Source organism: Pseudoalteromonas sp. 2CM28B (assembly GCF_023161935.1).
This window is the reverse complement of sequence record NZ_JALNTH010000001.1, coordinates 215,777-241,084: the sequence shown is the minus strand read 5'-3', so window position 1 is coordinate 241,084 and position 25,308 is coordinate 215,777. Positions and strand designations below refer to the sequence as shown.

General features: G+C 40.5%; 25 protein-coding genes, 1 other RNA gene and 1 pseudogene. 11 read left to right on the top strand and 16 right to left on the bottom strand.

The genetic code is table 11. From position 1 onward, the window contains the following. Positions 1-60 precede the first annotated feature (60 nt). A complete protein-coding gene (locus tag MTN96_RS01110; protein ID WP_004589125.1) occupies positions 61-951 on the top strand; it encodes a LysR family transcriptional regulator in 891 nt (296 codons plus the stop codon). On the opposite strand, the gene MTN96_RS01105 is transcribed toward MTN96_RS01110, so the two are convergent. Beyond that, positions 948-1,910, bottom strand: coding sequence for a YihY/virulence factor BrkB family protein (locus MTN96_RS01105; RefSeq protein WP_248530526.1), 963 nt, complete (start codon positions 1,908-1,910; stop codon positions 948-950). The genes MTN96_RS01110 and MTN96_RS01105 overlap by 4 nt on opposite strands. Before the next feature lie 131 nt (positions 1,911-2,041). On the opposite strand from MTN96_RS01105, the gene MTN96_RS01100 reads away from it, so the two are divergent. From MTN96_RS01100 to MTN96_RS01080, 5 genes are all read left to right on the top strand, one after another. After that, the gene (locus MTN96_RS01100; RefSeq protein ID WP_248530655.1) at positions 2,042-3,112 is read left to right on the top strand and encodes a mechanosensitive ion channel family protein; all 1,071 of its coding nucleotides are present in this window, start codon (positions 2,042-2,044) and stop codon (positions 3,110-3,112) included. 521 nt (positions 3,113-3,633) lie between these two features. After that, positions 3,634-4,905, top strand: a complete 1,272-nt coding sequence (locus tag MTN96_RS01095) for a dicarboxylate/amino acid:cation symporter (protein WP_248530525.1) — start codon at positions 3,634-3,636, stop codon at positions 4,903-4,905. 32 nt (positions 4,906-4,937) lie between these two features. Beyond that, complete coding sequence (locus MTN96_RS01090; RefSeq protein WP_248530524.1) at positions 4,938-5,999, top strand: putative porin; 1,062 nt, start codon at positions 4,938-4,940, stop codon at positions 5,997-5,999. Positions 6,000-6,491: 492 nt separating this feature from the next. Further along, the gene (locus MTN96_RS01085) at positions 6,492-8,198 is read left to right on the top strand and encodes a transporter substrate-binding domain-containing protein (protein WP_248530523.1); all 1,707 of its coding nucleotides are present in this window, start codon (positions 6,492-6,494) and stop codon (positions 8,196-8,198) included. After that, a complete protein-coding gene (locus MTN96_RS01080) occupies positions 8,195-9,607 on the top strand; it encodes a sigma-54 dependent transcriptional regulator (protein ID WP_004589118.1) in 1,413 nt (470 codons plus the stop codon). The genes MTN96_RS01085 and MTN96_RS01080 overlap by 4 nt, the downstream gene beginning before the upstream one ends. A 509-nt stretch (positions 9,608-10,116) precedes the next feature. Here MTN96_RS01080 and MTN96_RS01075 read toward each other — a convergent pair. From MTN96_RS01075 to rsmI, 6 genes are all read right to left on the bottom strand, one after another. Then, on the bottom strand, positions 10,117-10,752 hold the full coding sequence (locus MTN96_RS01075) for a hypothetical protein (protein ID WP_248530522.1): 636 nt from the start codon (positions 10,750-10,752) through the stop codon (positions 10,117-10,119). 22 nt (positions 10,753-10,774) lie between these two features. Next, on the bottom strand, positions 10,775-12,304 hold the full coding sequence (dgt, locus tag MTN96_RS01070; RefSeq protein ID WP_248530521.1) for a dGTPase: 1,530 nt from the start codon (positions 12,302-12,304) through the stop codon (positions 10,775-10,777). Between the two features lie 91 nt (positions 12,305-12,395). After that, entirely contained in the window at positions 12,396-12,605 is a 210-nt protein-coding gene (locus MTN96_RS01065) for a hypothetical protein (protein ID WP_248530520.1), read from the bottom strand. 33 nt (positions 12,606-12,638) lie between these two features. Beyond that, a complete protein-coding gene (locus MTN96_RS01060) occupies positions 12,639-13,046 on the bottom strand; it encodes an ATP-binding protein (RefSeq protein ID WP_248530519.1) in 408 nt (135 codons plus the stop codon). Positions 13,047-13,226: 180 nt separating this feature from the next. Then, an RNA gene (rnpB, locus tag MTN96_RS01055) (RNase P RNA component class A) lies at positions 13,227-13,591 on the bottom strand. 43 nt (positions 13,592-13,634) lie between these two features. Further along, positions 13,635-14,492, bottom strand: a complete 858-nt coding sequence (gene rsmI / locus MTN96_RS01050) for a 16S rRNA (cytidine(1402)-2'-O)-methyltransferase (protein ID WP_024033320.1) — start codon at positions 14,490-14,492, stop codon at positions 13,635-13,637. A gap of 61 nt (positions 14,493-14,553) precedes the next feature. Between rsmI and MTN96_RS01045 the strand changes: the two genes are divergently transcribed. The 4 genes from MTN96_RS01045 (at position 14,554) to dolP (ending at position 18,042) form a co-directional block, all read left to right on the top strand. Then, entirely contained in the window at positions 14,554-16,437 is a 1,884-nt protein-coding gene (locus MTN96_RS01045; RefSeq protein ID WP_248530518.1) for a penicillin-binding protein activator, read from the top strand. A gap of 12 nt (positions 16,438-16,449) precedes the next feature. Beyond that, positions 16,450-16,821 carry a YraN family protein gene (locus MTN96_RS01040; RefSeq protein WP_004589112.1) on the top strand — a complete coding sequence of 124 codons (372 nt, stop codon included), beginning with the start codon at positions 16,450-16,452 and terminating at the stop codon, positions 16,819-16,821. Positions 16,822-16,889: 68 nt separating this feature from the next. Then, positions 16,890-17,483, top strand: a complete 594-nt coding sequence (locus tag MTN96_RS01035; RefSeq protein WP_004589111.1) for an SIS domain-containing protein — start codon at positions 16,890-16,892, stop codon at positions 17,481-17,483. Then, positions 17,476-18,042 (top strand): division/outer membrane stress-associated lipid-binding lipoprotein, encoded by a 567-nt coding sequence (gene dolP, locus MTN96_RS01030; protein WP_004589110.1) that lies wholly within the window; start codon positions 17,476-17,478, stop codon positions 18,040-18,042. The genes MTN96_RS01035 and dolP overlap by 8 nt, the downstream gene beginning before the upstream one ends. A gap of 70 nt (positions 18,043-18,112) precedes the next feature. Here dolP and MTN96_RS01025 read toward each other — a convergent pair whose 3' ends face one another. The 9 genes and pseudogenes from MTN96_RS01025 to MTN96_RS37230 all read right to left on the bottom strand — a co-directional run. Then, positions 18,113-18,550, bottom strand: a complete 438-nt coding sequence (locus MTN96_RS01025) for a ClpXP protease specificity-enhancing factor (protein WP_004589109.1) — start codon at positions 18,548-18,550, stop codon at positions 18,113-18,115. Next, positions 18,550-19,176, bottom strand: a complete 627-nt coding sequence (sspA, locus tag MTN96_RS01020; protein ID WP_004589108.1) for a stringent starvation protein SspA — start codon at positions 19,174-19,176, stop codon at positions 18,550-18,552. Before sspA ends, MTN96_RS01025 begins: the two co-directional genes overlap by 1 nt. Positions 19,177-19,256: 80 nt before the next feature. Next, positions 19,257-20,006 (bottom strand): cytochrome c1, encoded by a 750-nt coding sequence (locus MTN96_RS01015; protein ID WP_024033324.1) that lies wholly within the window; start codon positions 20,004-20,006, stop codon positions 19,257-19,259. Continuing rightward, positions 20,003-21,268, bottom strand: a complete 1,266-nt coding sequence (locus tag MTN96_RS01010; protein ID WP_004589106.1) for a cytochrome b N-terminal domain-containing protein — start codon at positions 21,266-21,268, stop codon at positions 20,003-20,005. The genes MTN96_RS01015 and MTN96_RS01010 overlap by 4 nt, the downstream gene beginning before the upstream one ends. Next, positions 21,268-21,858: a ubiquinol-cytochrome c reductase iron-sulfur subunit gene (gene petA / locus MTN96_RS01005; RefSeq protein WP_004589105.1), complete on the bottom strand. Its 591-nt coding sequence runs from the start codon at positions 21,856-21,858 to the stop codon at positions 21,268-21,270. Before petA ends, MTN96_RS01010 begins: the two co-directional genes overlap by 1 nt. A 555-nt stretch (positions 21,859-22,413) precedes the next feature. Beyond that, positions 22,414-22,806, bottom strand: a complete 393-nt coding sequence (gene rpsI / locus MTN96_RS01000; RefSeq protein ID WP_024600778.1) for a 30S ribosomal protein S9 — start codon at positions 22,804-22,806, stop codon at positions 22,414-22,416. Between the two features lie 8 nt (positions 22,807-22,814). After that, the gene (rplM, locus tag MTN96_RS00995; RefSeq protein WP_004589103.1) at positions 22,815-23,243 is read right to left on the bottom strand and encodes a 50S ribosomal protein L13; all 429 of its coding nucleotides are present in this window, start codon (positions 23,241-23,243) and stop codon (positions 22,815-22,817) included. A gap of 285 nt (positions 23,244-23,528) precedes the next feature. Beyond that, a complete protein-coding gene (zapE, locus tag MTN96_RS00990) occupies positions 23,529-24,617 on the bottom strand; it encodes a cell division protein ZapE (RefSeq protein ID WP_024033326.1) in 1,089 nt (362 codons plus the stop codon). A gap of 95 nt (positions 24,618-24,712) precedes the next feature. Continuing rightward, positions 24,713-24,841, bottom strand: a pseudogene (locus MTN96_RS37230) (hypothetical protein); the annotation flags it as partial. On the opposite strand from MTN96_RS37230, the gene MTN96_RS00985 reads away from it, so the two are divergent. Next, complete coding sequence (locus tag MTN96_RS00985; protein WP_353683220.1) at positions 24,780-25,196, top strand: YhcB family protein; 417 nt, start codon at positions 24,780-24,782, stop codon at positions 25,194-25,196. The pseudogene MTN96_RS37230 and the gene MTN96_RS00985 sit on opposite strands and share 62 nt — an antisense overlap. Positions 25,197-25,308: the final 112 nt, after the last annotated feature.

Below are 25,308 nucleotides of genomic sequence, written 5' to 3'. Positions count from 1 at the left end.
AAATAGAGTGTCTACACGGTCAGGTAGTTTAATCAATAGTAAGTAGTAACAAGGTTTAAAATGGCAAAGGCAACACTCGAGCAATGGAGAATGTTTAAAGCTGTTGTAGAGCATGGTGGATTTGCCGGTGCTAGCAGCGCGGTATTTAAAAGCCAATCAACCGTGCACCATGCAGTGCAAAAGTTAGAGTCGGCACTGCAAGTAAAATTGCTTGAAGTAAAAGGCCGTAAAGCGTATTTAACCGAAAACGGTAAGCTTATATTGCGCCGCGCCGAATTTTTAATAGATGAAGCCAGCAAAATAGAATCGGTTGCTAATACGTTAAGCGAAGGTATTGAAAGCACATTAAAAATAGCGGTAGATGAAGTGTTTCCGCAGCATTTATTGTACCAAGCGCTAAGCCATATTAATGAGCAATACCCATTGGTAAAAATAGAACTGATAGAAAGCGTACTTAACGGCGCAAACGAATTACTTACCAATGCAGTGGTCGACTTAGCAATTACTTCTATTGCGCTTTATGGCATTAATTGCCATAGTTTGTGCGATATAGAATTTATTGCCGTTGCGCACCCTGATCACCCCTTACACCAGCGCACTGAACCACTGACCTACAGAGAGCTTAAATTACACAGGCAAATAGTTGTTCGCGATTCGGCCACCCACACCAGCCACGACGACGGCTGGCTTGGGGCTGATATGCGCTGGACAGTGAGTCACTTACGTAACTCTATTGATATGGTTAGCCAAAACTTTGGTTATGCATGGCTGCCTAGTGCACAAATTAAACCTTATCTTAAAAACAACACTCTTAAACCCCTTAATTTAGAGCAAGGTACAACCCGCTCCTTAAAGCTTTATTTAATGTGCACCGACAATGACCGTTTAGGCCCCGTTGGCCAAGCATTTACTCAGCATCTCATAAGCTTGTGCAATAACGAGCCCGGCTAAGAGTTTGTCGGCTCATCTACATCAAGGTGATCAGCAACATAGGCACCGCGTTTACCGCGTTCTTTAGCGGGGCCTTTAGTACTATCTTTCGCTGTTTGTTGTTCGGTTGCCGCATTTATTACCGCCCCAAGCGTAATAATATAGGCACTTATATAGAGCCACATTAGCATAATCACTACCCCGCCTAACGAACCATACGTTTCGTTGTAGCTTGCAAAGTGAGACACATAAAACGAAAAACCAATTGAGGCTAAAATCCATAATACAGTCGCAATACACGAGCCAAGTGTGATCCAGCGCCATTTAGCGGGTTTTCTGTGTGGTGCATAGCGATACAAAAGCACCAATGCAAAATTAAACATAAAGGCGAGTAATGGCCACGATATTAACTTTATTAGTAAGTCTATACTTTCTTTTAAGCCCACTAAATTAAGTACTATGGGTAAAATACCTATAATTAGCAAAGCAAAAATAGCCACTAAAATAGCCCCTACCGAAAATAAAAAACGTACTAACTGAGCATGAAGAAAAGAGCGTTTTTCGTATTCATGATAACTAATATTACAGGCAGTAATAAGCGCTTGGCTGCCTTTAGAGCTACTCCAAATAGTAAGAATAAGTGTACCAATTGCACTTAAGCTTAAACTGGCGTTAGAGGTTTGAGCCAAGCTCGAGACCTGAGATAAAATTAAATCGCTCGTGCTTTGCGGTAATAAGGTAACTATTTTACTTAAGTGTTCACTAATATCGGTGGGCGATGAAAAGTACGCATACACAGAAACCATTGCAGCAATAGCAGGAAAAATAGCAAGTAAGGCATAAAACGCAACGCCCGCTGCAACCAGCGATAAGTTATCTTGGCTCATTTGCTTAAAAATACGTTTGGCTATGTCCCACCAACCAATAACCGGAATGTGCACTGGCTGCTCGGCATGTTGTCCCCGTTTAGGTTTGCTCATTGTTTGCTCCTTTTTAGCCTATTATCGAGCAAAAAGTTTGCCAAGCTGTGCTTATGGCATTGGTATTAAACTTGCTGCTTGCTAGATTATTTAAAATACCAAGGTAATACACCATGAACAGCCTTATAACTATGCTAATTGCAGTGAACACCACGGCTGTGAATGCCTTAAACACCCCAGAAAGCGTGCTCAGTTGGCAGTATTTATACGCCCAAAGTTTGCAATTACTTCACGCAACAGCGCAAATATTACCCACTCTTTTATTAGGTTTTATACTTTTAACTATTAGCTACTTTGTCGCCAGTCCTTTGTCTAAGCTGTTAGTAAAACCGCTCATTTATATGACCGACAGTAAACTTGTGCACTTAGTGGCCAAACGCGGGATTAGCATTTTAATTTTATTGCTGGGCGTGTATTTATTTTTACGTTTAGCAGGACTTACCGAATTTGCTATTGCCATTATGAGCGGCACCGGATTAATAGGCTTAATATTGGGCTTTGCCTTTAGAGACATAGCAGAGAACTTTATTGCTAGTTTGCTGTTGAGCGTTCAACGGCCATTTAAAATAGACGATGTAATAGAAGTCGATGGCCGTTTAGGTGTGGTTAAAAAGGTCACCGCTCGCGCAACCACCTTAGTTGATTACGATGGCAACCATATACAAATACCTAACGCCACGGTTTATAAAAATACCATTAAAAACCTAACTGCAAATCCAAAAATGCGTGCCAAGGTGGTGATTGGCATAGGTTACGATAACGATATTCGTTACTGCCAAACACTCGCCCTTGAAATTGCAAACAAGCAAACGGGTGTTATTACTGAGCCACCAGCACAAGTGCTGATCAATAATTTAGGCAGCTCAACAATTAACTTTAATCTGTTTTTTTGGGTTAACAGCGAGCAACATAGTCCGTTAAAAGTGGCCTCGCAGTTAATGCGTGAGCTAGTAACCGAATTTACAGCGCAAAACATCAGTATGCCAGATGATGCCCGCGAGCGTATTTTACTCAGTGCACCTGATGAGAGTGATACACAAAAGCCCACCAACAAAGCTGAGCAACCTTTAACTGCTCAGCAAAGCTTTAAGCAGCTGCAGCAGCAAAATGAAACGGTTGATGATGTAAGTAGTGATACCGACGAAATTCGTGATCAAGCCGAAAAATCACGGGATCCTGAACAGGGTAAAAATATTATCTAAGTTAAACGTATAAGAAAAAATAAAACCACATACAGCCAATTTACAACTTAATAATGTTTTAAACCCTAAAAAATCAAAAAATATGATTAATTAATGCATTAAATATAACTTTTGTTATATCAATAATAAAAGTTATACGCCAAGCAACCAATTGATTTTAAATAATTTATTTATAAACCATCATTTAAGCCGCCTTTAACCCGCCTTTCATTATTAATAATTATTCAAAAAGTTATATTAACAAACCACCAACCAAAAACAATAAAACCAATAACATTCAATACGTTATTAACAAAACCGTGCTTGGCATTATTAATGCAATAACAATAATCTAACAACTTTAGAGCTTAATTATGCACGTGTACAAACAACCCCTATCTAAAAAGGCTAACGAAAGCTTGTCCATAAAATTGCAAGCCCCTTGTGTGGCCTGTGCACGTGCCGGTGCAATATGCGCGTTAACGCCCTAAGCAAAAGTTAAATAGCTCCCACTAAATATTATAAATAATTGGAATAACACTATGACCAGTACAACAAGTATTAATAACAACGAGCCTAGAAAAATGGCGCTCTGGCTAAAAATACTCATAGGTATGATAGCGGGTATTATTGCCGGCATGCTGTTAGGCAATAATGCTGAATATATAAAACCAATTGGCCAGCTATTTATTAGCGCCATAAAAATGTTAATTGTACCGCTTATATTTTGCTCATTAATTGTTGGTGTTACCTCAATGAAAGACACCACTAAAATGGGTCGTATTGGTGTTAAGTCAATCGTATTTTATTTAGCCACCACCGCAGTAGCCATTTCGATTGGTTTGGGTCTTGGGCTGTTGTTTGAACCTGGCGCAGGCTTAAATATGGTTGCAACCACAGTCGCTGATGCTAAACCAAGCCCTACCTTAGTAGACACCATTGTAGGTTTAGTACCAAAAAACCCAGTGGGCTCATTAGCCTCAGGTAATATTTTACAAATTATTGTGTTTGCGTTGAGCTTAGGCATTGCTTTAAACCTAATTGGTGAAAAAGGCGAACCCGCTAGCAAAATGTTTGAAAGCCTAGCCGATGCAATGTACAAATTAACTGAGCTTGTAATGAAGCTGGCACCATACGGTGTATTTGCATTAATGGCTTGGGTATCTGGCAAGTACGGACTGGATGTATTACTGCCACTTATAAAAGTAATTGGTTTAGTGTACCTAGGCTGCATTATTCACGTTCTAGTGTTGGGTGGCGGCTTTGTAGGCCTACTAGGCAAGCTTAATCCACAGCGTTTTTATAAAGGTATTATTGAAGCGCAAATTATTGCTTTTACCACCACAAGTAGCTCAGGTACTTTACCTGCCAGCATTAAATGCGCCACCCAAAACTTAGGTGTATCGCGTACTGTATCAAGCTTTGTACTGCCAGTAGGCGCCACTATTAACATGGATGGCACCGCTTTATACCAAGGCGTATTAGCACTGTTTATTGCCCAAGCCTTTGGTATTGACCTCACCACAACAGATTACTTAACCATTATAGCTACAGCTACTTTAGCCTCTGTAGGCACTGCTGGTGTACCCGGTGCAGGCCTTATTATGCTTTCGCTAGTACTGACTACCGTTGGCTTACCACTTGAAGGCATTGCAATAGTTGCCGGTATTGACCGAATTTTAGATATGGCGCGCACTACCATAAATGTAACTGGCGACTTAATGGTTACTTTATTAATTGGTAAAAGCGAAGGCGAGCTTGACGAAACCCTTTACAACCAAGATAACACAGCGGCTCAACCCGCTAAGCAATAAACCTCGATTTAGTAATTTTATAGAGACAAACCATGACTAGTAAACTTATATATTTACCCGTTGCATTAGGTGTTATTGCCTTAGCTAAACCTGCCCACGCAGATATTACAATTGAAGGTTTAAATGGCCTTGAAGCCGTTAAGCTTTTTGGCGATATGCGTATGCGCTTTGAGCGCACCGAAGGCGATACAATTGACTCAACAAGCCGCGCCCGTTTGCGTGCCAGATTTGGTATTAAATACGCAGCTACCGAAAACTGGTCAGCGCAAATGCGCTTTAGAACAACCTCAAGCCAACACGATTCAACCCATCAAACCTTTGGTATCACCGATACCAGCGATAACGATGACTTTGGTTTAGACCGTGCCTTTATGAAGTACACAGGGCTTAGTAACACCCAAGTATATATTGGTAAAGCGGCACCCGTTTATATGCATTCATCAGAGCTGCTTTTTCGTGACGATATAGCACTAGAAGGTGTACAAGCTAACTGGAGTAACAATACGTTTAGCGTTAATGCGGGGCATATTATTCTTGAAGAAAACGTCGATAATGGCGAAGGCAAGCGCGATGCTAGCTGGCAACAGCTACAAGGTGTTTATGCTACAAGTTTTAATAACATTAACGTTAAAGCCGGTATTGGCGGAATTTTTGTTAGCGCCTCAGATACGGCCTATGCCAGTGCTGAGTCGGGTCTTGATGATGACCAAGCAGGCAACGTAATGGCCTACAACCTTGATGTACGTTATGGCGCAGTGCGCTTTGCAGCCGATTACTACACAAGTGAAGCCGACAGCGAAAATACAGCGTTTACTGTACATGCTCGTTATCAAATTAATAAACAGTTTGGCCTGCGTTTTTACGTGCTACGTACCGAAGCCTATGCATTACCTATGAACGGCGCGTTTACGCAAACTAATACTCCGGGTTCTTATACCAATATTAAAGGCACACGCGTACAGCTAGATTACAAAATTGCAGAGAACCTAAATGCCGATTTAAGATGGTTTAGCGTAGATAATATTAATAACGATATACCCACTAACAACAATGGCCGCGATCGCATTCAAGTAAACCTAAACATGAAGTTTTAGTACTAAGGCATGTTGACCAATCGTGATTAAATTTACAGTAGTGAGTTTAGTATTTAGCAAAAGCGATTATTAAGCCTACTCGCTTAAAAGCCAGCGCCTTGCTTAAACTGCCCTAGCTTGAAAAACGTTAATCTACACAGGTCAACATTCTCTAAATAGGCCCAACCAATAAAAGCGATTTAATAGCCGATATTAAATCGCTTTTATTTTATTAAACAGCCTTAAAAAGACATAACTGCCTTACAAAAAACCTTAATTAACAATTAATTTATTCTTATTTAGTTTAAAGTATAAATAGATAAGACTTAAAACCATAATAAATTCGTTAGTACCTAATTTATATAAAATTAAAATACAGACTATAGTCCCCTGCTGCCAACTAAAAACAACCTTTTTGCGGCTGTAAAAGGAACATAAACGCCATTTTATTTGTACTGTTTAGACAATTTACTAACGCACTACCACAACTAAAAAATGCAGAGGTTTACTCACTTGTTTATTAAACAAAACGCTTGGTTTTATGTATTAAAAATAGCGCTACTCAGCCTACTGGGTTTCAATAGCCTAAACTGCATTGCACAAGCTAATTTATCGCAGCCTAAACAAATTATAGTGGGCGGAGATTTTAACTACCCCCCTTATGAGTTTATTAACGAAGATGGTGAACTTACAGGTTACAACGTAGAACTTAGCCAAGAAATAGCCGCTGTAATGGGGCTTAATATAAAAATAAAGCTAATGCCCTGGGCCGAAATAAGAGCCGAGTTTGACCGTGGAAATGTGGATATTCTACAAGGCATGGCCGCCACACCCGAGCGCACCGATCTGTATAACTTTAGCCCGCACACGTTTGTTAACCACTCTATATTTGCGCGCGACAATAGCCCTAAAATAGCGCACTACAGCGAGCTTGAAAACTACCGCGTTATTGTACAAAGCAATGGCTCAGCATTTGATATGCTTAACCACTCAGGCTTAAACATTACCCTTATACCGGTTGAAACCCATGCCGATGCCCTGCGCTTGCTTGCCTCTGGCCGCTATGACTTTGCAGTGGTTTCAAACTTACCCGGCTTATATTTAAGTAAAAAATTGGGGCTATCAAACATCACTGCTATTTCTAGCCTAGAAAGAAACCGGCTTTATGGCTATGCCACTAAAACCGCAGATGAAGCGCTGTTATCGCAATTTACTCAAGGCTTAGCTATTTTAAAAAATACCGGACGCCAGCAAGAAATTTACGACAAATGGTTTGGCCCGTTAAACGTATCGCCTTGGTCAAAAGCTGGCGTAATAGCGGGTATATGTGTAGTGGTGCTGCTACTAATTAGTACCGTGGTGATAATTTGGAACAAAGCTCTGCGCAAAAAAGTAGAAAGCCGCACCAAAGAGCTACAAGCCCAGCAGTTACAGCTACTTCATGCAGATAAAATGGCCTCACTGGGGGTGTTGGTTTCGGGAGTAGCTCACGAAATTAATAACCCATGTAGTATTTTAACGTTAAACTTTCCGTTTATAAAAGAAGCCTTTGAAGATGCAACAGACATACTTGATGAGCATCAAGCACGCCAAGGCGACTTTCTTGTTGCCGGTGTAAGCTATCAGCGCTTTAAACATATGCTGCCAGAAATTCTAGACGATATGCACATTGCCAGTAACAAGGTAAAGGGCATAGTAGAGGATTTAAAAAGCTTTGCCGTAAAAGGTGAAGCATCGCATGAGAAAACTGAGCAGCTAGATTTAAACCTACTAACAAACCGCTCTATTCGCTTAGTCACAAATCAAATTAAAAACTCGACAAACCACTTAGAGGTTAACTTAGCCAACTCACTGCCTGCGTTTAAAGGCAGCGGCAGTCGCATTGAGCAGGTAATCGTAAATTTAATTTTAAATGCCTGCCAAGCGCTTGAAGACAAATCGCAAAAAATTATTATCACCAGCTATTTCCATACTAAACACAATCAGGTTGTGCTGAGCATTGAAGATCAAGGCGTAGGCATTGATCAACAGCACTTAATTAAGCTCACCGACCCGTTTTATACCACCAAACGACAATCTGGCGGCACCGGCTTAGGGCTTTCTGTATCAGCGGGGATCGTGGCAGATCATCAAGGCCAACTCACCTTTAAATCAACCCTCGGTAAAGGCACAAAAGTAAAGCTATCACTACCCTTATTACAACACGAGAGAGAACTATGAATACTAATTTATATCCTAGTTTTGAGGTCCTCATTTGTGATGACGACAACAGCTTTTTACGAAGCATATCGTTTGCAATAGAGCGCTACTGCGGCATTAACAACATTGTACAATGTAATGATAGCCGCGATGTAATTGCCAAACTAAACCAAGGGAATGTTCGCGTTGTATTGCTTGATTTAAACATGCCACATATCAGTGGCGATGAGCTTATAGCGCAAATTACAGAGCTTTTTCCGCATATTTCGGTGGTGATCATCAGCGGCATTAACCAAGTAGAAGCCGCTGTAAAATGTATAAAATTAGGTGCTTATGGTTATCATGTAAAAACAGAAGATCCAGAACGCCTAAGTAATAGCATAATGCAGGTGGTGCGTTTTCAAGAGCTAAACTTAGAAAACCAAGCCATGCGCGGCTATCTGCTAGAAAACCAAACAAGCCTGCACCCTGCGTTTTCTAAAATTATCAGTGTAGATCATCAAATGCATTCGGTGTTTAATTACATTGAGTCTATATCAAATAGCCAACAACCTATTCTTATAACCGGAGAAAGCGGCGTAGGAAAGGAGCTTATAGCCAGAGCCATTCACGAAACCAGTAGCTGCAGTGGCGAACTTGTGTGTGTAAACGTAGCCGGGCTTGACGATAACTTATTTTCGGATACCTTATTTGGCCATAAAAAAGGCGCTTTTACAGGTGCTGAGCAAGCCCGCAAAGGCATGATAGAACGCGCATCAGGCGGAATACTATTTCTTGATGAAATTGGCGATTTAAACCTGGCCTCGCAAGTAAAGTTATTAAGGCTTTTGCAAGAAGGCGAATATTACCCAGTAGGCAGCGATACCCCAAAGCGCATCAACGCGCGCATTATTGCAGCCACCCACCAAAACTTACTCACTAAAAAAGAAAATGGCGAATTTAGAAACGACTTATACTACCGTTTAAAAATTCATCATGTAAATATTCCGCCGCTTAGAGAGCGCAAGCAAGATATAGCCTTATTACTAGAGCACTTTTTAACGCTTGCCGCACAAGAATTTAATAAACCGGTGGCAAGTATTCCAAAAGAATTATTAATTTTACTCGAAAACTACGCTTTCCCGGGCAATATAAGAGAGCTGCGCGCCATGGCCTTTGATGCAATGAGCACCCACCAAAGTGGCGCACTGTCTATGAAAGCGTTTGAAAGCGTACGCAGCGCCGTGCCTAAATTAGATATGCAAGCCCAGCTTGCCAAGCCCTTATTTGAGTCAACATCAACGCTACCCACTTTAAAACAAGCCGCAGAATTACTGGTGGCAGAAGCTATGAAACGTAGCAACTCAAATCAATCTATGGCAGCGCAACTACTCGGTATATCGCAGCCAGCACTCAGTAAGCGACTTAAAAAAGGACAGCCTGAGCCTTAAAAAACAACAAAGTACGTCATCAAATTTTAGGCACAAAAAAGCCCGCAGCGTTAACTGCGGGCTTTTTTGTTGAATGAGTGAGTTAGCCTATAAGTTTCAAGGCTGAAAAAAAATTGCAAGCAAAAACAATACGTTCATTTTTAATACTTTAAAATCAAGTACCACTTTGGCACATCTTTTGGCACAGTTCCAGAAGGAAAACGCTTTTTTTTGAGCTACTCACGTATAATGTAGAAGCATTAACTGACATAAAACCAAAAGAAAAGGAGTTCTATCAGATGTATCTATTCGTAATAGACCAAAACCCACAAAATAACGGTGACCACGAAGTTCATAATAAAAGCACAGGTTGCTCATATATGCCTAACCCAGAGAATCAAGTATCTCTTGGTTATCATCAGTCCTGTTCAAGCGCTATTTCCGAAGCTAAAAGTAAATGGCCTCAAAGTAAAATAAACGGCTGCTTTTACTGCTGCAACGCATGCCACACTAGCTAGCTGTTATCGGGGCTAATACCCCCTCTTACTAATACTAGGTGGAGGTGGAAGTTTATCACCAACAAAGAAATCCGTTCCGGATACAAAACCACAGTGGGTCGGAAACTTCTTATAATGAGAGGTATTCTTACTCCACCTTAATGCAGAGTAACCTCCCATAATTCTATGCCCAACCCACCTTTCGTCTATTAACTTATAACCACTAGGTTTGTTTAATAACAATAAGCTGCCCATAAATTGCAACCACTGTTGATGATCTAGCAATTTATTTCCATAAGCATGATACGAGCGACCACTTGAGAAAATATTAAAACCCATTCCCCAATAATTACATAGCTCTTTAAGTACACCTGAGGCTGATGGTTCAGCTCCTTTAGAACCAAAATCAATCATTGGTAAGTGCATTACTGTAGAGTTTAAATATAGCTTTGAGTGAAAAGCCAGCTCACAATCGGATTCTAGGTTAATTAACTCAGCCAGCAAATAGCTTTCTGTTAGCTCTGAAGCAGAAATACTTAACTCTTGCCGTTCATCTCTAAACGATTGAGGCTCATATCTATACCTACTTAAATTTAAGTGAATCGAACAATTCAGATAGCCGTTAAGAATTTCTTTCACCCAACAAATAGGATGACGACTTAGTTTCATCCTATGAGTGATCCCATTATGGTCATTTGAGAACATTTATACCTTTCACCATTTGAAAAAACTCCATTGAGTATTGATCTGTCATTCCAGAAACAAAGTCAATTATTAAATGTAACCTTAACTGCCACTCAACACCATTCTCTAAACTGAGGAAAAGCTCTGAAAATTTATCATGAACACAATCATCAACCTTGCTGCAATCCAATTCAAACTGAGGAATAGAACAACCTAAAATGGCAGCTTTATAAGCATTTAAATGTTTTTCTGGTAATCGATTAAATAACCTTCTTTGTCTGTGTAGTGATTCATCCTTTATTCCATCAAAATCATTTTTTAACAAAAATAGGAAGTGCTCTTTTGTCAGTTTAAGAATACACTCAAACTCCTCAAGTATACCTGAAATAATTTTAAAACCGGACAGTTCCATGCACTCGGCTTCTTCTGATGTAAACAAGTAATCGCCAGTGTAAACCTTTAAAACTTTTAGTAAGTCATAACTTAAAGTTCCTTTGCAAACTAACTCTTCTCTTTCATCAAAACTACATATACGTTCATAATTAGTTACGAATTTTTCAGCTACAGAGTCAACTAAGAAGTTAGACAACAAAGTCTTGAAACTCAAAAATATCCCAATTGAGTCACCTTTAGTTCCATTTAACTTAGCCATTAGCTCTTCACAAATACTTGGGTTTTTGTGCTTTTTAGCAACTTTAGATAACCCTTTGATCACTTCTTTTTTAAAGTGATCCATATTAATGATTTTCTTTTCAATTCCGTCTTCAATATCACTTATACAATAAGAAATATCATCAGAAGCCTCCATCAAAAAACCTAATGGATGCCTACTATTAAGCGGCATTCCCAAGGCTTCCCAAGCAGATTTGATTACATCTTTTTCTGTGCTGAAATAACCTATTTTTTTACTAAACGGTGAATTTTTATTCTCTTCTTTTTCGGTTGACCCATAAGTATATTTAAGAAATGCTGCTAACTGAGTATAGGTTAAATTCAAACCATAATATCCATCATCACCTTGTAGCTTGGTAATAATCCTAAAACCTTGTGGGTTACCATCAAAATGAGTAAGGTCCAACGTTAAAGATTTTCTCAATTTCTCATCTTTAAAAAGTTCTGTAAACCAACCTTTACTGACTAAATCTCCAGCCCATTCTGATACAGCAGCCTCACCAAAGTGACCAAAAGGAGGGTTTCCTATATCATGCATTAAGCAAGCTGTTTCTACGATATTGGATATTGAAAGGCTATTCTCTTCCCAATACTTTTTTATTTCATCAGACTTATCCGAACCAGCTATTTTCTCTAGAACTTTAGCAACTATATATCTTCCAATATGTGAAACTTCAATAGAGTGGGTTAACCTTGAACGAACTGATGAGTTGCTTTCTAAAGAAAAAACTTGAGCCTTCTGCTGAAGCCTTCTAAAAGCAGCAGAGTATATTAATCTAGCACGATCACTTTGTGTTGAAGCAAGCAAAGAATCGTGGTCAGCGGTTGAAGCTCGATGTCTTGTAATTGAATTTAAGTTTTCCATTTCATCTACTTATTTAAGTTAAAATCACTTTGCAATCAATTTTACAAGCATACATAACTTAAGCTTAGATTAACATTCTTAATAGCTTAGTTTAAAAGCCAATCCTTCTTGGCGCTGAGCCTTTCACCTTTTGCTCTTCAAAAAGGTAGTTTAATACATCCGATGTTGACAGTGATTTATTGTTAAAACGCATTTTTCTGGCGATCACACTAAAGTCACCAGGGGTTAAACGATTTAACTCAGTAAGCATTTTTGTGCTATTGGGCGGGAGTGACCTTTCACCTGTTAATTTTAAAAGCATATGTTTCACTTGCTGATCGGTTAAGTAATCCAGTTAAAGCTTGAAATCACAGCGTCTTAGCAAAGCTTTATCTAACTTATCTTTAAAGTTAGTGGCAGCAAAAAATGGAAATTCAAACATCTCAAGATTACATAAAAGTTGGTTAACTGATTGAATTTCCCAGTTGCTTTTAGCGCTCTCTCGACTTGCAAACAAACTATCAGCTTCATCGATAAAAATGGCCGCTTCTTGCTCGGTTGCTTTTACAAATAGCTCCTTAATATTTTGCTCGCTTTCACCAACCCACTTACTCAAGATATCTGAAGCTTGAACACTAATTAGATCATACCCAGCCTCTTCACATACATGATTTACGAATGCAGTTTTGCCTGTTCCTGCTGGGCCAAATAGTAAAGTTCTTGCGCCATGATGGCTTTCTATAGCAGTTACAATTTCGTTCATTGATGAAAAAAGGAATGGGGTCAAATCTTGACTTCATACATCATAATTTCTCACAGCCCAGTTATCACTCTTTGTTGAAATTCTAACTAATACTGCAAACAGATAACCAAAAACTAATGACTTATCTTAATTTTAAACACAAAAAGCCCGCAGCGTTAACTGCGGGCTTTTTTTTTGAATGAGTGAGTTAGCCATATAAGCCGGGTTCTGTCCTTTCCGAAGAAAGTGATAATCATTCGTCTAGGCCATAAATCGCTCTATGGCTCAAGCAACCTACCCGGTTCCAACGTGGGCCACGCCATAAGGAACCCTATTTGGTCTTGCTCCGAGTGGAGTTTACCTTGCAACCTACTATTACTAGCGGCCCGGTGCGCTCTTACCGCACCCTTTCACCCTTACCAACCCGAGGGTTGGCGGTCTCCTCTCTGCTGCACTTGTCGTGGGCTCACGCCCCCCAGCCGTTAGCTGGCACTCTGCCCTGTGGAGCCCGGACTTTCCTCCCCCTGATCATTTTCGTCACAGGCAGCGATTATCTTGGCTAACTCGGCGCGCAGTATACATGAGCTGTGCCTTGTACGCAGTAAAGATTTACTCTTTTTCGTCAATAATTGTTTTATACAGGGCGTTTTTCTTCATTCCAAAGTATTCAGCAACAATACCACAGGCTTTTTTCATCGGCATTTCGCTTTCAAGTAGCGCCAGCATTTTACGCGCCTCTGGCGGTATATCATCTACTTGCTTGGGCTTACCTGGCAACATGAGCACTATTTCGCCGCGTTGCTTGGTTGGGTCATCAGTTAAAAACTGCTTTAACTCACTTACGCTACCATTAAAAAAGGTTTCAAAGGTTTTGGTAAGCTCTTTTGCAAATACCACTTGTTGCTCACTACCTAAGGCCGCTTCTAAATCATCTAGGCTTGCCATAATACGGTGGGTGCTTTCGTACATTATGCTGGTAATGCTTGAGTTTACAGCTTCTATGAAAAAATCTTGGCGGGCTTTACTTTTAGCCGGTGTAAAGCCAATAAACTGAAAACGATCTGTTGGCAGGCCTGAGCAACACACTGCAGTAATAGCAGCACACGCACCGGGCACGGGTGTTACATGCGCGCCTTGCTCGCGGCACAAGTTTACAACGGCATAACCTGGGTCGCTTATCAGCGGCGTGCCGGCATCTGAGACTAGCGCGATATTTTTGCCTTCGTTTAGCCAATCAATAATCTGCTGCGCTTTTTGTTTTTCGTTATGGTCATGTAATGCAAAGGTTTTAGCCTTTATACCAAAGTGGCTTAGTAGCTTACCGGTGTGGCGCGTGTCTTCAGCAGCGATTAAGTCAACTTGCGATAATGTCGCGATGGCACGCTGGCTTAAGTCGTCAAAATTGCCAATTGGGGTGGCAACAATGTAAAGAGTGCCAATTTTCTGTGAATTCTCCTCATTTAACATTGAGGTCTCCTGCGTCAGTCAGTAATATAAGCAAATCGCGTTAACGTATTGGGAAATCATTGTGCGACTTAAACTTGTTAGTCTATTAATTATATTGTCAGGGTTATCGGCCTGTAGCACAACCGAAAAACCAACTAAAAATAGCGATAGCATTAACACCAGTGTGAATGCGCTGCAAAATCAAGCAACCAGTGCCGATGCTATTTATAAATTAGCGCTTAATCGTACCGGTGCCGACAAAATTCAATTGCTTTATAGTGCGCGTGATGCGGCTATTTCGGAGCAAAGCTGGCCGTTACTTGAAAACATTTGTAATGAGCTTGAGCAAACCCCAAGTGTTGATAAAATTCAAAACCGCTTATACATTGCTTATGCACAAAAGCAGCAAAATAAAAACGACCAAGCGCTCGTTATTTTGCAATCGCTCGATGGCCAACTGAAACAGCCTGAACACTTTGCTTGGCATCAATATTTAACTGCTAGCATATATGCATCGCAAAACTTTCCTAAGCGCGCCGCACCTTATTTTTTTAGAGCCTCAGAAACTGCGAATAAAAACAATATTGAGATCCCAGCTCTGCAAAGTGCGCTTTGGGATAACTTAACAAAGCTGTCTTCTTATGCGCTGGAGCGCTTTAATCGTGGCTCTGTTATTCAACAAGGTTGGACTAACTTAGCTTTATACCACCAAGTATATGCAAATAGCGGTGTAGAGCTTGACCAAGCCATCAATAATTGGCGCCGTCGCTACCCTGGGCACCCTGCCGTAGCTATTCTTCCCGAGCAAGATGAAGCCCTAGCCGACCTAGCACCAGTTAATATAGAGCGATTAGCTGTACTTTTACCGCAATCAGGCGCAAATGAGCGTTTAGGTGACGCCCTAAAGGCCGGCATTTTGGCAGGGCTTGATAAGCAAACTATTAGCGACACTGTTTTTATAGATGAGAACCTTTCAACCCAAGTGCTAAGCGAGCAGCTGAGCCAATTTAATCCAGACTTTGTGATTGGGCCATTATTAAAAGCGAATATAGATAAACTTGCGCAAGCTAAAACACTTATTGATACCCCAACATTACACTTAAATACATTTGATGGTGAGCGACTCTCGCTGCAACATTACTTTTTTGCTTTAAACCCTGAGCATGAAGTGCAGCAAGCGCTGGAGCACTTTTTAGCTAAAGGTTATCAAAAGCCTATGTTATTAGCGCCTAATAATGCCAATGGTCAGCGTTTGGTTGATTACTTTAATATTCAGTGGCAGCGCTATAGCGAAACAAAACCGCAAATTGGGTTTTATAACGATAACAAAGACATGCCAAACACAATTACAAGCTTGTTAGAGGTTGATAAATCTAAGCAGCGTATTAAAACGGTTAAGTCTTTATTTAAACAAGAAGTAGAAAGCGAAACCCGCTCTCGTAGCGATATTGATGCGATTTACATTTTAGGCGACGCTATAGAAACACGCCTAATAAAACCTTATCTAGATGTAAATGTAAGTACTTTTGCACAGCGGATCCCGCTTTATGCCAGCTCTAAAAGCCATAGTAAACAAATAGATCGCACTGATAAAGGCGATTTAGAAGGGCTTTACTTTACAGAGCTTCCGTGGATGCTTAATGCGACAGTTAAACAACATAACTTACGCAACCAATACAACACGCTGTGGCCTGAAAATGCCGATATAAGCCAACGCCTATTTGCAATGGCTTACGATGCCGTGTCGGTGCTAAGCGACATTAGGCAATTGAGTGTAATGCCCGGTAATAAGTTTACAGGTTTAAGTGGAAAGCTTTCGGTAAATACAAGCGGACACATAGAGCGTACGCTTGATTGGGCACAATACACAAATAGACGCATAAAAGCCGTACAGCTAGAAACAAAGCAGCCCGTGCCTTTATTTATGCAATCAGCCAACGAAAGCACTACGCTTACGTTTGATTAATCTGGAGCGGCTATGTCGTGGTTTAAAGAGCTGTGGCAAAATAGCCGAGAAAAAGGCCAGTACTATGAACGCCAAGCAGAAAAATACTTAACCCGTGAAGGGCTTACGCCTATTGAGCGTAATTATTATTGCCCCTTTGGTGAGCTTGATGTGATTATGAAACACGGCGATACGCTTGTATTTGTAGAAGTTAAGTTTCGTAAAAACAATGCTAGAGGCGGTGCAAATTATGCCCTTGGCGCACAAAAACAAGCACGATTAAAACGCACTATTTATCACTACTTGGCAGCAAAAAACTTAACTAATCAGCCTATAAGAGTCGACTATGTTGCCATTACAGGTGAAGGCTCTGGCAATATAAATTGGATCAAAAGCGTACTTTAACACCACGCAAACAGATTAGTAAAACGCCCAGCAACAAACAAAAATGACGAATAAATTATTGGTAGTCTATGCAAGATACAATTAAAGAAATTTTTACAGAAAGCATTCAAGTACAAATAGCAGCAGGCGAAGTACTGCCAAGCGCACTAGAGTCTGCGGCATTTACCATTGCACAAAGTTTAATTAATGGTAACAAACTCCTTTGCTGTGGCACGGCAAACTGCCATATGCTAGCGCAACACATGGCCGGCGTATTAGTTAATCACTACGAAACAGAGCGCCCCTGTTTACCTGCTATTGCGCTATCTCAAGAAAACATCAATTTAGGGCAAAGTAGCCAAGTAGATGAGCATGATACCTTTGCTCGCCAAGTACGTGCCTTTGCACAACAAGGCGATTTACTGCTTGCGTTAGCAATTAATGGCAACGAAAAACATATTATTTCTGCTGTAGAAGCTGCACTTACTAAAGATATGAAGGTCATAGTGATGGTAGGTGACGATGGTGGAGAACTCGTTGGCTTATTAGGCCCTAATGATGTAGAAATTCGTACGCCTTCTAAGCGCCCTAGCCGCATTATTGAATCTCACTTAGTTAACTTACATTGTTTAAGTGAACTGGTTGATTTAACTCTTTTCCCGCAGGATGAAAATTATGTTTAAACGCTCTCTTATTGTTTTAGGTACTGTTGTTTTACTGCAAGGCTGTGCAGCCGCAGTGGTTGCAGGAACAGCTGGTGCAGTAACAGCAGCAAATGATCGCCGCACCATTGGCTCGCAAATAGACGACAATAATATAGAAATTAAAGCCAGTATTGCGCTTAGTGAAGTTGAACGACTAGAAAAGTTCGCCAATGTAGACGCTATAAGCGTTAATGGCATTGTTTTACTAGTAGGTCAGGTTGCCAATCAAGAAATGAAAAACCAAGCTCAGCAGAGCATTGAGGGGCTCTCAGGTATACGTAAAATACATAACCAAATTAGAATTGGCTCAAATATTGGAATTACCACACAAACGCACGACTCGTGGCTAACCTCTAAAGTAAAAGCGCAGCTTTTAACAGCTAAAGATATACCGAGTAATAATATTAAAGTAGTGACCGAAAATGCTGAAGTATTTTTAATGGGATTAGTATCTGAATCTGAGTCTAACCAAGCGGTTAACATTGCACGCAATGTATCGGGTGTAGAGCGCGTTATTAAAGTGTTTGAATATTTATAAAATACATAAAAAGCCCTTTATGAGGCACATAAAAAAACCGCTTAATTAGCGGTTTTTTTGTATTTAAGCGTTACTTGATGACGCGTAAATGTGAGCCTTTTTTCTTTTCTGGCTTTTCTGGCGGGGTTTCATCAATAATCTCATCTGATGTTTCCACACTTTCAAGGTCAGGTGCAAAATCGTCTTCGTCCTCTAAAAACTCATCTGCAGTAAAGACTGTTCCTTCGCCATTTTCACGCGCATAAATAGCAAGTACCGCACCTAAAGGCACATATACTTGCATTGGCTGTCCGCCAAAGCGCGCATTAAAGCTTAGTTGTTCCATATCTAACGAAAACCCAGTAACGGCAGAAGGGCTAATATTAAGCACTATTTGGCCATCTTGTACAAACTGCGTAGGCACTTGTACTGCTGGGTACTGCGCATCAACCACTAAATGTGGTGTGCAGTCGTTATCTACGATCCAATCAAAAAAAGCACGTAGTAAATAAGGACGATTAGGCGTCATTATAAACGGATCTCACGCTCAGCTTCAGTTAAAGAAGCTTGGAATGACTCACGCTCAAATAAGCGGATCATGTACTCTTTTAGCTCTTTAGCGCCAGAGCCATTAAGCTCAATACCAAACTCTGGTAAACGCCATAATAGTGGTGCTAAATAACAATCCACTAAGCTAAACTCTTCACTCATAAAGTATGGAGCTTCGTTAAAGATTGGTGCAATTGCAAGTAACGCTTCAGTTAACTCTTTACGAGCTTGTGCAGCATCTGCTGTATTGTTAATGATTTTTTCAGCAAGGCTGTACCAATCAGTATCAATACGGTGCATCATTAAACGGCTACGACCACGCATTACCGGATACACAGGCATTAGTGGAGGATGAGGGAAACGTTCATCAAGGTATTCCATGATGATGTTTGCCTGATATAAGCCAAGCTCACGGTCAATCAGTGTGGGTACTGTACCGTAAGGGTTAATTTCGTGAAGTGCCTCTGGCAAGTTATCCTTTTCAGCCAAATGAATATCTACACTTACACCTTTTTCTGCAAGTACAATACGTACTTGGTGGCTATACATACAGTTAGCACCAGAAAAAAGGGTCATTACAGGGCGCTTATTGGCAGCTACGGCCATGCCTATACCTCCATTAAATAACTAAAACAGCAATAGGGGCTTAAGCCCCTATTGCAAAATTACCTTGTAAAATGCTCAAATTAATGAACATCTCTCCAGTATTCTTTCTTAAGCATAAATGCCAAGATAAACAGGATAACTAAAAATCCAATTACCTTAATACCTAACGCTTCTGACTCAAGGCGTGTAGGTTCACCTACATACTCTAAGAAATTCGTTAAATCACGAACCGCTTGATCGTATTCATCAACGCTTAATTCGCCCTTACCATCTGTTTCAGTACCAACAACTTTAGTCACTGTTTGACCATGCTGTTCAACTTCTTCAATGATAGGTGTTGGTAGCCCTTGTAGTTCTTGAAGAACATGCGGCATACCCACCGATGGGAATAACGTATTATTTACGCCAAACGGGCGAGATTCATCTTTATAAAACGATTTTAAGTAAGTGTAAATCCAATCACTGCCGCGCACACGCGCCACATTGGTTAGATCCGGCGGAGCCGCACCAAACCATTTAGCAGCATCTTCTTTTGCGATAGCGTTAAGAATATGGCCACCTACTTTTGAACCATCAAAAATCAATTGCTCTTTACCAAGCTCGGTAGGAATACCAATATCACGGAAAGTACGTTCATAACGTTGATACTGCATTTGGTGACAACCAAGACAGTAGTTCATGAACAACTTTGCGCCGCGCTGCAAAGAAGGCTGATCAGATATATCGTTACCCGCTTCCATAAGAGGAACCGAAGGACCCGCGGCCATAACCATGTTAGGCAGCAAGTTTACTGATAAAGCAAATACACCAATAAGTAGCTTTTTCATCATTTCGTTAACCTCTCAGGCAATGGCTTAGTTTTTTCATTCTTACTGTATATAAATAACAGTACGAAGAACATAAAGTAAGTCACAGTACAGATTTGAGAAATTATCGTTTTCATATCAGTTTGTGGAGTTGCACCCACCCAACCTAAAAGAACGAAAGTTACAACGAAACCTGCAATGTTCCATTTGTGGAAACCACAACGGTAACGAACCGACTTAACACGACCACGGTCAATCCACGGTAACAATGCGAGTACCACAATTGACGCACCCATTGCCGCAACACCGATAAGCTTATCAGGGATTGCACGTAAGATTGCATAGAATGGCGTAAAGTACCAAACTGGGAAAATGTGCTCTGGTGTTTTAAGTGGGTTTGCTGCTTCAAAGTTTGGCGCTTCTAGGAAGAAACCATTCATCGCAGGCATAAAGAATACAACCCAACAGAACAAGATTAAGAAACCAACCACGCCCACAATATCTTTTACTGTGTAGTACGGGTGGAACGGTATCGCATCAACAATGTCTTTTTTGTCGGTGTAATACTCATGGAATTTAAATTTAGACTTATCTTCTTCAGCCACAGTGCCTTTTTTGCGTTTTATTTCAACACCGTCAGGGTTGTTAGAGCCCACTTCGTGCAGCGCAACAATGTGTAAGAACACTAAAATTACAATAACCAATGGTAGTGCAATAACGTGTAATGCAAAGAAGCGGTTAAGCGTTGCACCCGATATTACGTAGTCACCACGGATCCAAAGTGTTAAGTCATCACCAATTACCGGAATAGCCCCGAATAACGAAATGATTACCTGCGCACCCCAGAACGACATTTGACCCCATGGTAGTAAGTAACCCATGAAGGCTTCAGCCATTAATGCTAAGAAAATAAACATACCGAACAACCACAGTAATTCACGTGGTTTTTGGTAAGAGCCGTAGATCATGCCACGGAACATATGCATATAAACAACGATGAAAAACGCAGATGCACCCGTTGAGTGTAAATAACGTAATAACCAACCGTATTCAACATCACGCATGATGTACTCTACTGATGCGAAAGCGCCTTCAGAAGAGGGAACAAAGTTCATCGTTAACCAAATACCAGTAAGTATTTGGTTTACTAGTACTAACATGGCTAGCGAGCCAAAAAAGTACCAGAAGTTAAAGTTTTTAGGTGCTGGATACTGTGCAATGTGCATGTTCCAAACACGTGTCATTGGGATACGGTCGTCAATCCAACTAACAATTTTACCAAACATTAGGCTACCCCTTTTTCTTCGCCCACTAAAATAGTGGTTTCATCAAGAAAAGTATAAGGTGGTACTTCTAAGTTCAATGGTGCAGGAACTGATTGAAATACTCGCCCAGCCATATCAAATTTAGAACCGTGACATGGACAGTAAAAACCATCATCTGTCCCTTCAACTTTTTCACTAAAGTTACCTTGGAAAAAGCCTGGAGAACACCCTAAATGCGTACAAATACCAACAGCGACAAAAATCTCTGGGCGTAATGAACGGTAATCATTTGTTGATGATTCTAGTTGTTGTGGCTCTTGCGATTGCGGATCACGAAGTTGACCTTCATGTTCTTTCATCTGCTCAAGCATTTTAGGGGTACGTGATACAACCCATACAGGTTTACCACGCCACTCGACACGTATTAATTGTCCTGGCTCAAGTTTGCTGATATCTACTTCTACAGGCGCACCCGCAGATTTAGCTCGCTCACTTGGATTCCAAGACGCAATAAAAGGAACAGCAGCCCCAGCCGCACCAACACCACCTACAACAGAGGTAGCTATGGTTAAAAAGCGACGTCGGCCATTGTCTACAGGCGCATTGCTCATCCACTTATCTCCACTATGATTCTCAACACTTGCTATATTGAGAACATCAGTTACAGCAGGTTAATTTTTCGAAATTTTTAAAATAGAAGCGATCATAATTAAAACCCTTGATTAAAACAAGGTTATTCACAGCCTCACGCTCGAATAACCCGACTTGATCAATAGTTTGATAAAGTAAGCTCGAGAATAAAGCCGAATGACTATAATAGCGCTTCTGTAAAAACAATATACTGACCAAGATCAACCCCACTACGAGGAAACAGATAAACTGTACATGGTGATGTTGAACTTGCTCATACTACTTGCCAGCCAATTGTAGCAAAAAATTCCACCAATTAACTGATGGATTTACACTAATTGCGATAATTATTTAACTTTTTTGCAGCGAAATGGGTATTTTAAAGCTTTCGTACATTAAATACGCAGTATTTATAAAATATGATCAGCGCCTAGCCTTAAAAAAGCGGGCTTGAGGTAGGTAAGTACTTAAATTTTAATGCCAAAAACAAAAAACCCAGCATAAGCTGGGTTTTTGAATTCTTGATAACGTAAAAATTAACGTTTTGAGAACTGTGGACGCTTACGCGCTTTCTTAAGACCCACTTTCTTACGTTCAACTTTACGTGCATCACGTGTAACAAAACCTGCTTTACGAAGTTGTGGACGTAATGACTCGTCAAACTCCATAAGTGCACGAGTGATACCGTGACGGATAGCACCAGCTTGACCAGTTGTACCACCACCGGCAACGGTGATGTGAAGGTCAAATTTTTCAGTCATGTCAACAAGCTCAAGAGCTTGACGAACAACCATGCGTGCTGTTTCGCGACCAAAGTACTCTTCTAAAGAGCGCTTGTTGATTACGATGTTACCAGTGCCTGGGCGTAAGAATACGCGAGCACTTGAACTTTTACGACGACCTGTACCGTAGTATTGATTTGCCATGATAGTGCTCCTTAAATGTCTAGAACCTGAGGCTGTTGTGCAGCATGGTTGTGCTCAGTACCTGCGTAAACTTTAAGTTTACGGTACATAGCGCGGCCTAAAGGACCACGTGGCAACATGCCTTTAACAGCTTTTTCGATGATCATTTCAGGCTTTGCAGCTTGAAGTTTATCAAAAGTAGTAGACTTAAGACCACCTGGGAAACCAGTATGAGCGTAGTACACTTTATCTTTGAATTTGTTACCAGTTACAGTAACTTTCTCAGCGTTGATAACGATGATGTAATCACCAGTATCTACGTGTGGAGTGTATTCAGCTTTGTGCTTACCGCGTAGGCGATGAGCGATTTCAGTAGCGATGCGACCTAAAGTTTTACCTTCAGCGTCAACTACGTACCAGTCACGTTTTACTGTTTCTGGTTTAGCAACAAACGTTTTCATTTATAAAAATCCAATGTTTTTCAATTAAAACCACAGGCAGTTATTATTAACTACCGCTCTAAGTATGCTATAACCCCTTCGAGTTTTAGACTTTAGCGCCGCTCACAAGTGGCTAAACTATATGAGGACATAGAACGCAACGTGGCAGACGCGGGAGTATACCAGCACTTAAAACACATTGCTACCGAGCGGTTGTTTTTTCCACAAGAAAATTACAAAAATTTATGCATTTATATAAAAACAACAATAAGGCCACTTTAAAGAGTCGATACAGTCGTATTAGCGCTATGCTAAATGCTCTTTTGCTAAATACTCTAAAGACTGCATTTCTTGCAGGCGGCTAATGCAGCGCTTAAATTCAAAGTTAAGATTACCTTGGGTATAAAGTTGCGTGATCGGTTTTTCAGCCGAAATAATTAATGTTACATGGCGTTCGTAAAACTCATCCACTAAAGCGATAAAGCGCCTAGCTGCATCATCATTATTTTGTCCAAGCTGTTTAACATTAGAAATAATAACAGTGTTGTATAAACGGCTAATTTCCATGTAGTCGACTTGGCTACGTGCGGTTTCGCACAATTCGCTAAATTCAAACATCACTACACACTTAGCCACTTTGCGTGTGTTGATTAAGCGCCCTTCTATTTCTATGGGTTGATCAAGCTCCCCCGCCTCTGGCGAGAGCTTATCAAAATATTCAAATAAGTTTTTATCGGCTTGCTCATCTAACGGGCTGTGGAATATTTCGGCTTGCTCAAGTGTACGCAAGCGATAATCAATACCAGAGTCTACATTTACTATTTCTGTGTTCGCTTTTACCAGTTCAATGGCCGGAATAAAACGCGCACGCTGTAAGCCGTTTTTATATAAATCATCAGGCACTATATTAGAGGTGGCGACTAATACTATATTGCGTGCAAATAATGCCTGCATTAAGCCGCCGAGTAACATGGCATCTGTAATATCTTGAACAAAGAATTCATCAAAACAGATGATATCGGTTTCGGCTTTAAATATGTCGGCAACAATTTCCAGTGGATTGCTTTTATTATTTAGCTTTTTTAGTTCATCGTGAACTCGGTGCATAAAGCGATGAAAATGCACGCGCATTTTACGCTCACCTGGCAGCGCTTCGTAAAAGGTATCTACTAAATAGGTTTTACCACGCCCTACACCACCCCAAAAATAAAGCCCTTTAATTGGCTCAGGTTCGCTTTTATTAAACAACTTTGCAAAAAAGCCTTGTTGCTGTGGTTTTTTATTTGTGAGGTCATCGTATAAACGTTGTAAATGGCGCACTGCATTTTCTTGTGCTTGGTCATGTACAAAGTCATCGCGCTTAAGATCTTGCTGGTAAGTTTGCCAAGGAGTCATATCTAATTACATTTTAAACACAGTTTAATTTGCACAACATATTAACACGCATCTTAACTCGGGGTATATTACCCACAGGATGATTTATATTTGAATCAGGCATTATTAGATATTTTTTCCCAAAGGGGTAAAGTTATGGGCACAGTTACGTGGGTAGGTTTAATTATTATTACTGCTGTAGTAGCATTTTTTGTTGGTGCATTCGTTACTAAAAAGCAATTTAAGCAAGATGAATTAAAAGAGCAAGCCGAGCAAGCACAAAACGCGCTTGAGCAGTATCGCCAAGATGTGGCCGATCATTTAGCAAGCACAGGTAAGCTTGTGAATAAAATGAAAGAAAACTACGACCAACTACTCAGCCATGTTGAAGAAACCAATCAACTCTTACTTGATGATAAAAACAAAGCGCCTAGCGAGCCGTTTTTCTCTAAAGAAACAACAGAGCAATTACAAGCGTCTTTAAAAGAGCGCGAGGTTGACCGTTCATCGGCACAAGCACAACCTGCCGATTACGTCTCGGGTGAGTCTGGTTTATTTGCAGGGCAAAATGGCGATACAAAACCTGCAAAAGCCTCTTAACATACTGAGCACGCTAAAATGTTAGTGCTATCTTGAGGAACTTTTTTTTGACCCCATAGTCTTTAAATGTAACAGCTTTATATTTAAATTCGAAAAGGCTGCTTATGCAGCC

Bases quoted from the DNA above. Each gene is read 5' to 3' on its own strand.
- dgt (WP_248530521.1), bottom strand. From the start codon at position 12,304: ATGGAAAACTTAAATTCAATTACAAGACATCGAGCTTCAACCGCTGAC.
- MTN96_RS01080 (WP_004589118.1), top strand. From the start codon at position 8,195: ATGAATACTAATTTATATCCTAGTTTTGAGGTCCTCATTTGTGATGAC.
- dolP (WP_004589110.1), top strand. From the start codon at position 17,476: ATGTTTAAACGCTCTCTTATTGTTTTAGGTACTGTTGTTTTACTGCAA.
- MTN96_RS01090 (WP_248530524.1), top strand. From the start codon at position 4,938: ATGACTAGTAAACTTATATATTTACCCGTTGCATTAGGTGTTATTGCC.
- zapE (WP_024033326.1), bottom strand. From the start codon at position 24,617: ATGACTCCTTGGCAAACTTACCAGCAAGATCTTAAGCGCGATGACTTT.
- MTN96_RS01095 (WP_248530525.1), top strand. From the start codon at position 3,634: ATGACCAGTACAACAAGTATTAATAACAACGAGCCTAGAAAAATGGCG.
- MTN96_RS01100 (WP_248530655.1), top strand. From the start codon at position 2,042: ATGCTAATTGCAGTGAACACCACGGCTGTGAATGCCTTAAACACCCCA.
- MTN96_RS01075 (WP_248530522.1), bottom strand. From the start codon at position 10,752: ATGAAACTAAGTCGTCATCCTATTTGTTGGGTGAAAGAAATTCTTAAC.
- sspA (WP_004589108.1), bottom strand. From the start codon at position 19,176: ATGGCCGTAGCTGCCAATAAGCGCCCTGTAATGACCCTTTTTTCTGGT.
- MTN96_RS01040 (WP_004589112.1), top strand. From the start codon at position 16,450: ATGTCGTGGTTTAAAGAGCTGTGGCAAAATAGCCGAGAAAAAGGCCAG.
- MTN96_RS01110 (WP_004589125.1), top strand. From the start codon at position 61: ATGGCAAAGGCAACACTCGAGCAATGGAGAATGTTTAAAGCTGTTGTA.
- MTN96_RS01065 (WP_248530520.1), bottom strand. From the start codon at position 12,605: ATGCTTTTAAAATTAACAGGTGAAAGGTCACTCCCGCCCAATAGCACA.
- MTN96_RS01105 (WP_248530526.1), bottom strand. From the start codon at position 1,910: ATGAGCAAACCTAAACGGGGACAACATGCCGAGCAGCCAGTGCACATT.
- MTN96_RS01015 (WP_024033324.1), bottom strand. From the start codon at position 20,006: ATGATGAAAAAGCTACTTATTGGTGTATTTGCTTTATCAGTAAACTTG.
- rplM (WP_004589103.1), bottom strand. From the start codon at position 23,243: ATGAAAACGTTTGTTGCTAAACCAGAAACAGTAAAACGTGACTGGTAC.
- MTN96_RS01025 (WP_004589109.1), bottom strand. From the start codon at position 18,550: ATGACGCCTAATCGTCCTTATTTACTACGTGCTTTTTTTGATTGGATC.
- MTN96_RS01035 (WP_004589111.1), top strand. From the start codon at position 16,890: ATGCAAGATACAATTAAAGAAATTTTTACAGAAAGCATTCAAGTACAA.
- MTN96_RS01010 (WP_004589106.1), bottom strand. From the start codon at position 21,268: ATGTTTGGTAAAATTGTTAGTTGGATTGACGACCGTATCCCAATGACA.
- rsmI (WP_024033320.1), bottom strand. From the start codon at position 14,492: ATGTTAAATGAGGAGAATTCACAGAAAATTGGCACTCTTTACATTGTT.
- petA (WP_004589105.1), bottom strand. From the start codon at position 21,858: ATGAGCAATGCGCCTGTAGACAATGGCCGACGTCGCTTTTTAACCATA.
- MTN96_RS01060 (WP_248530519.1), bottom strand. From the start codon at position 13,046: ATGAACGAAATTGTAACTGCTATAGAAAGCCATCATGGCGCAAGAACT.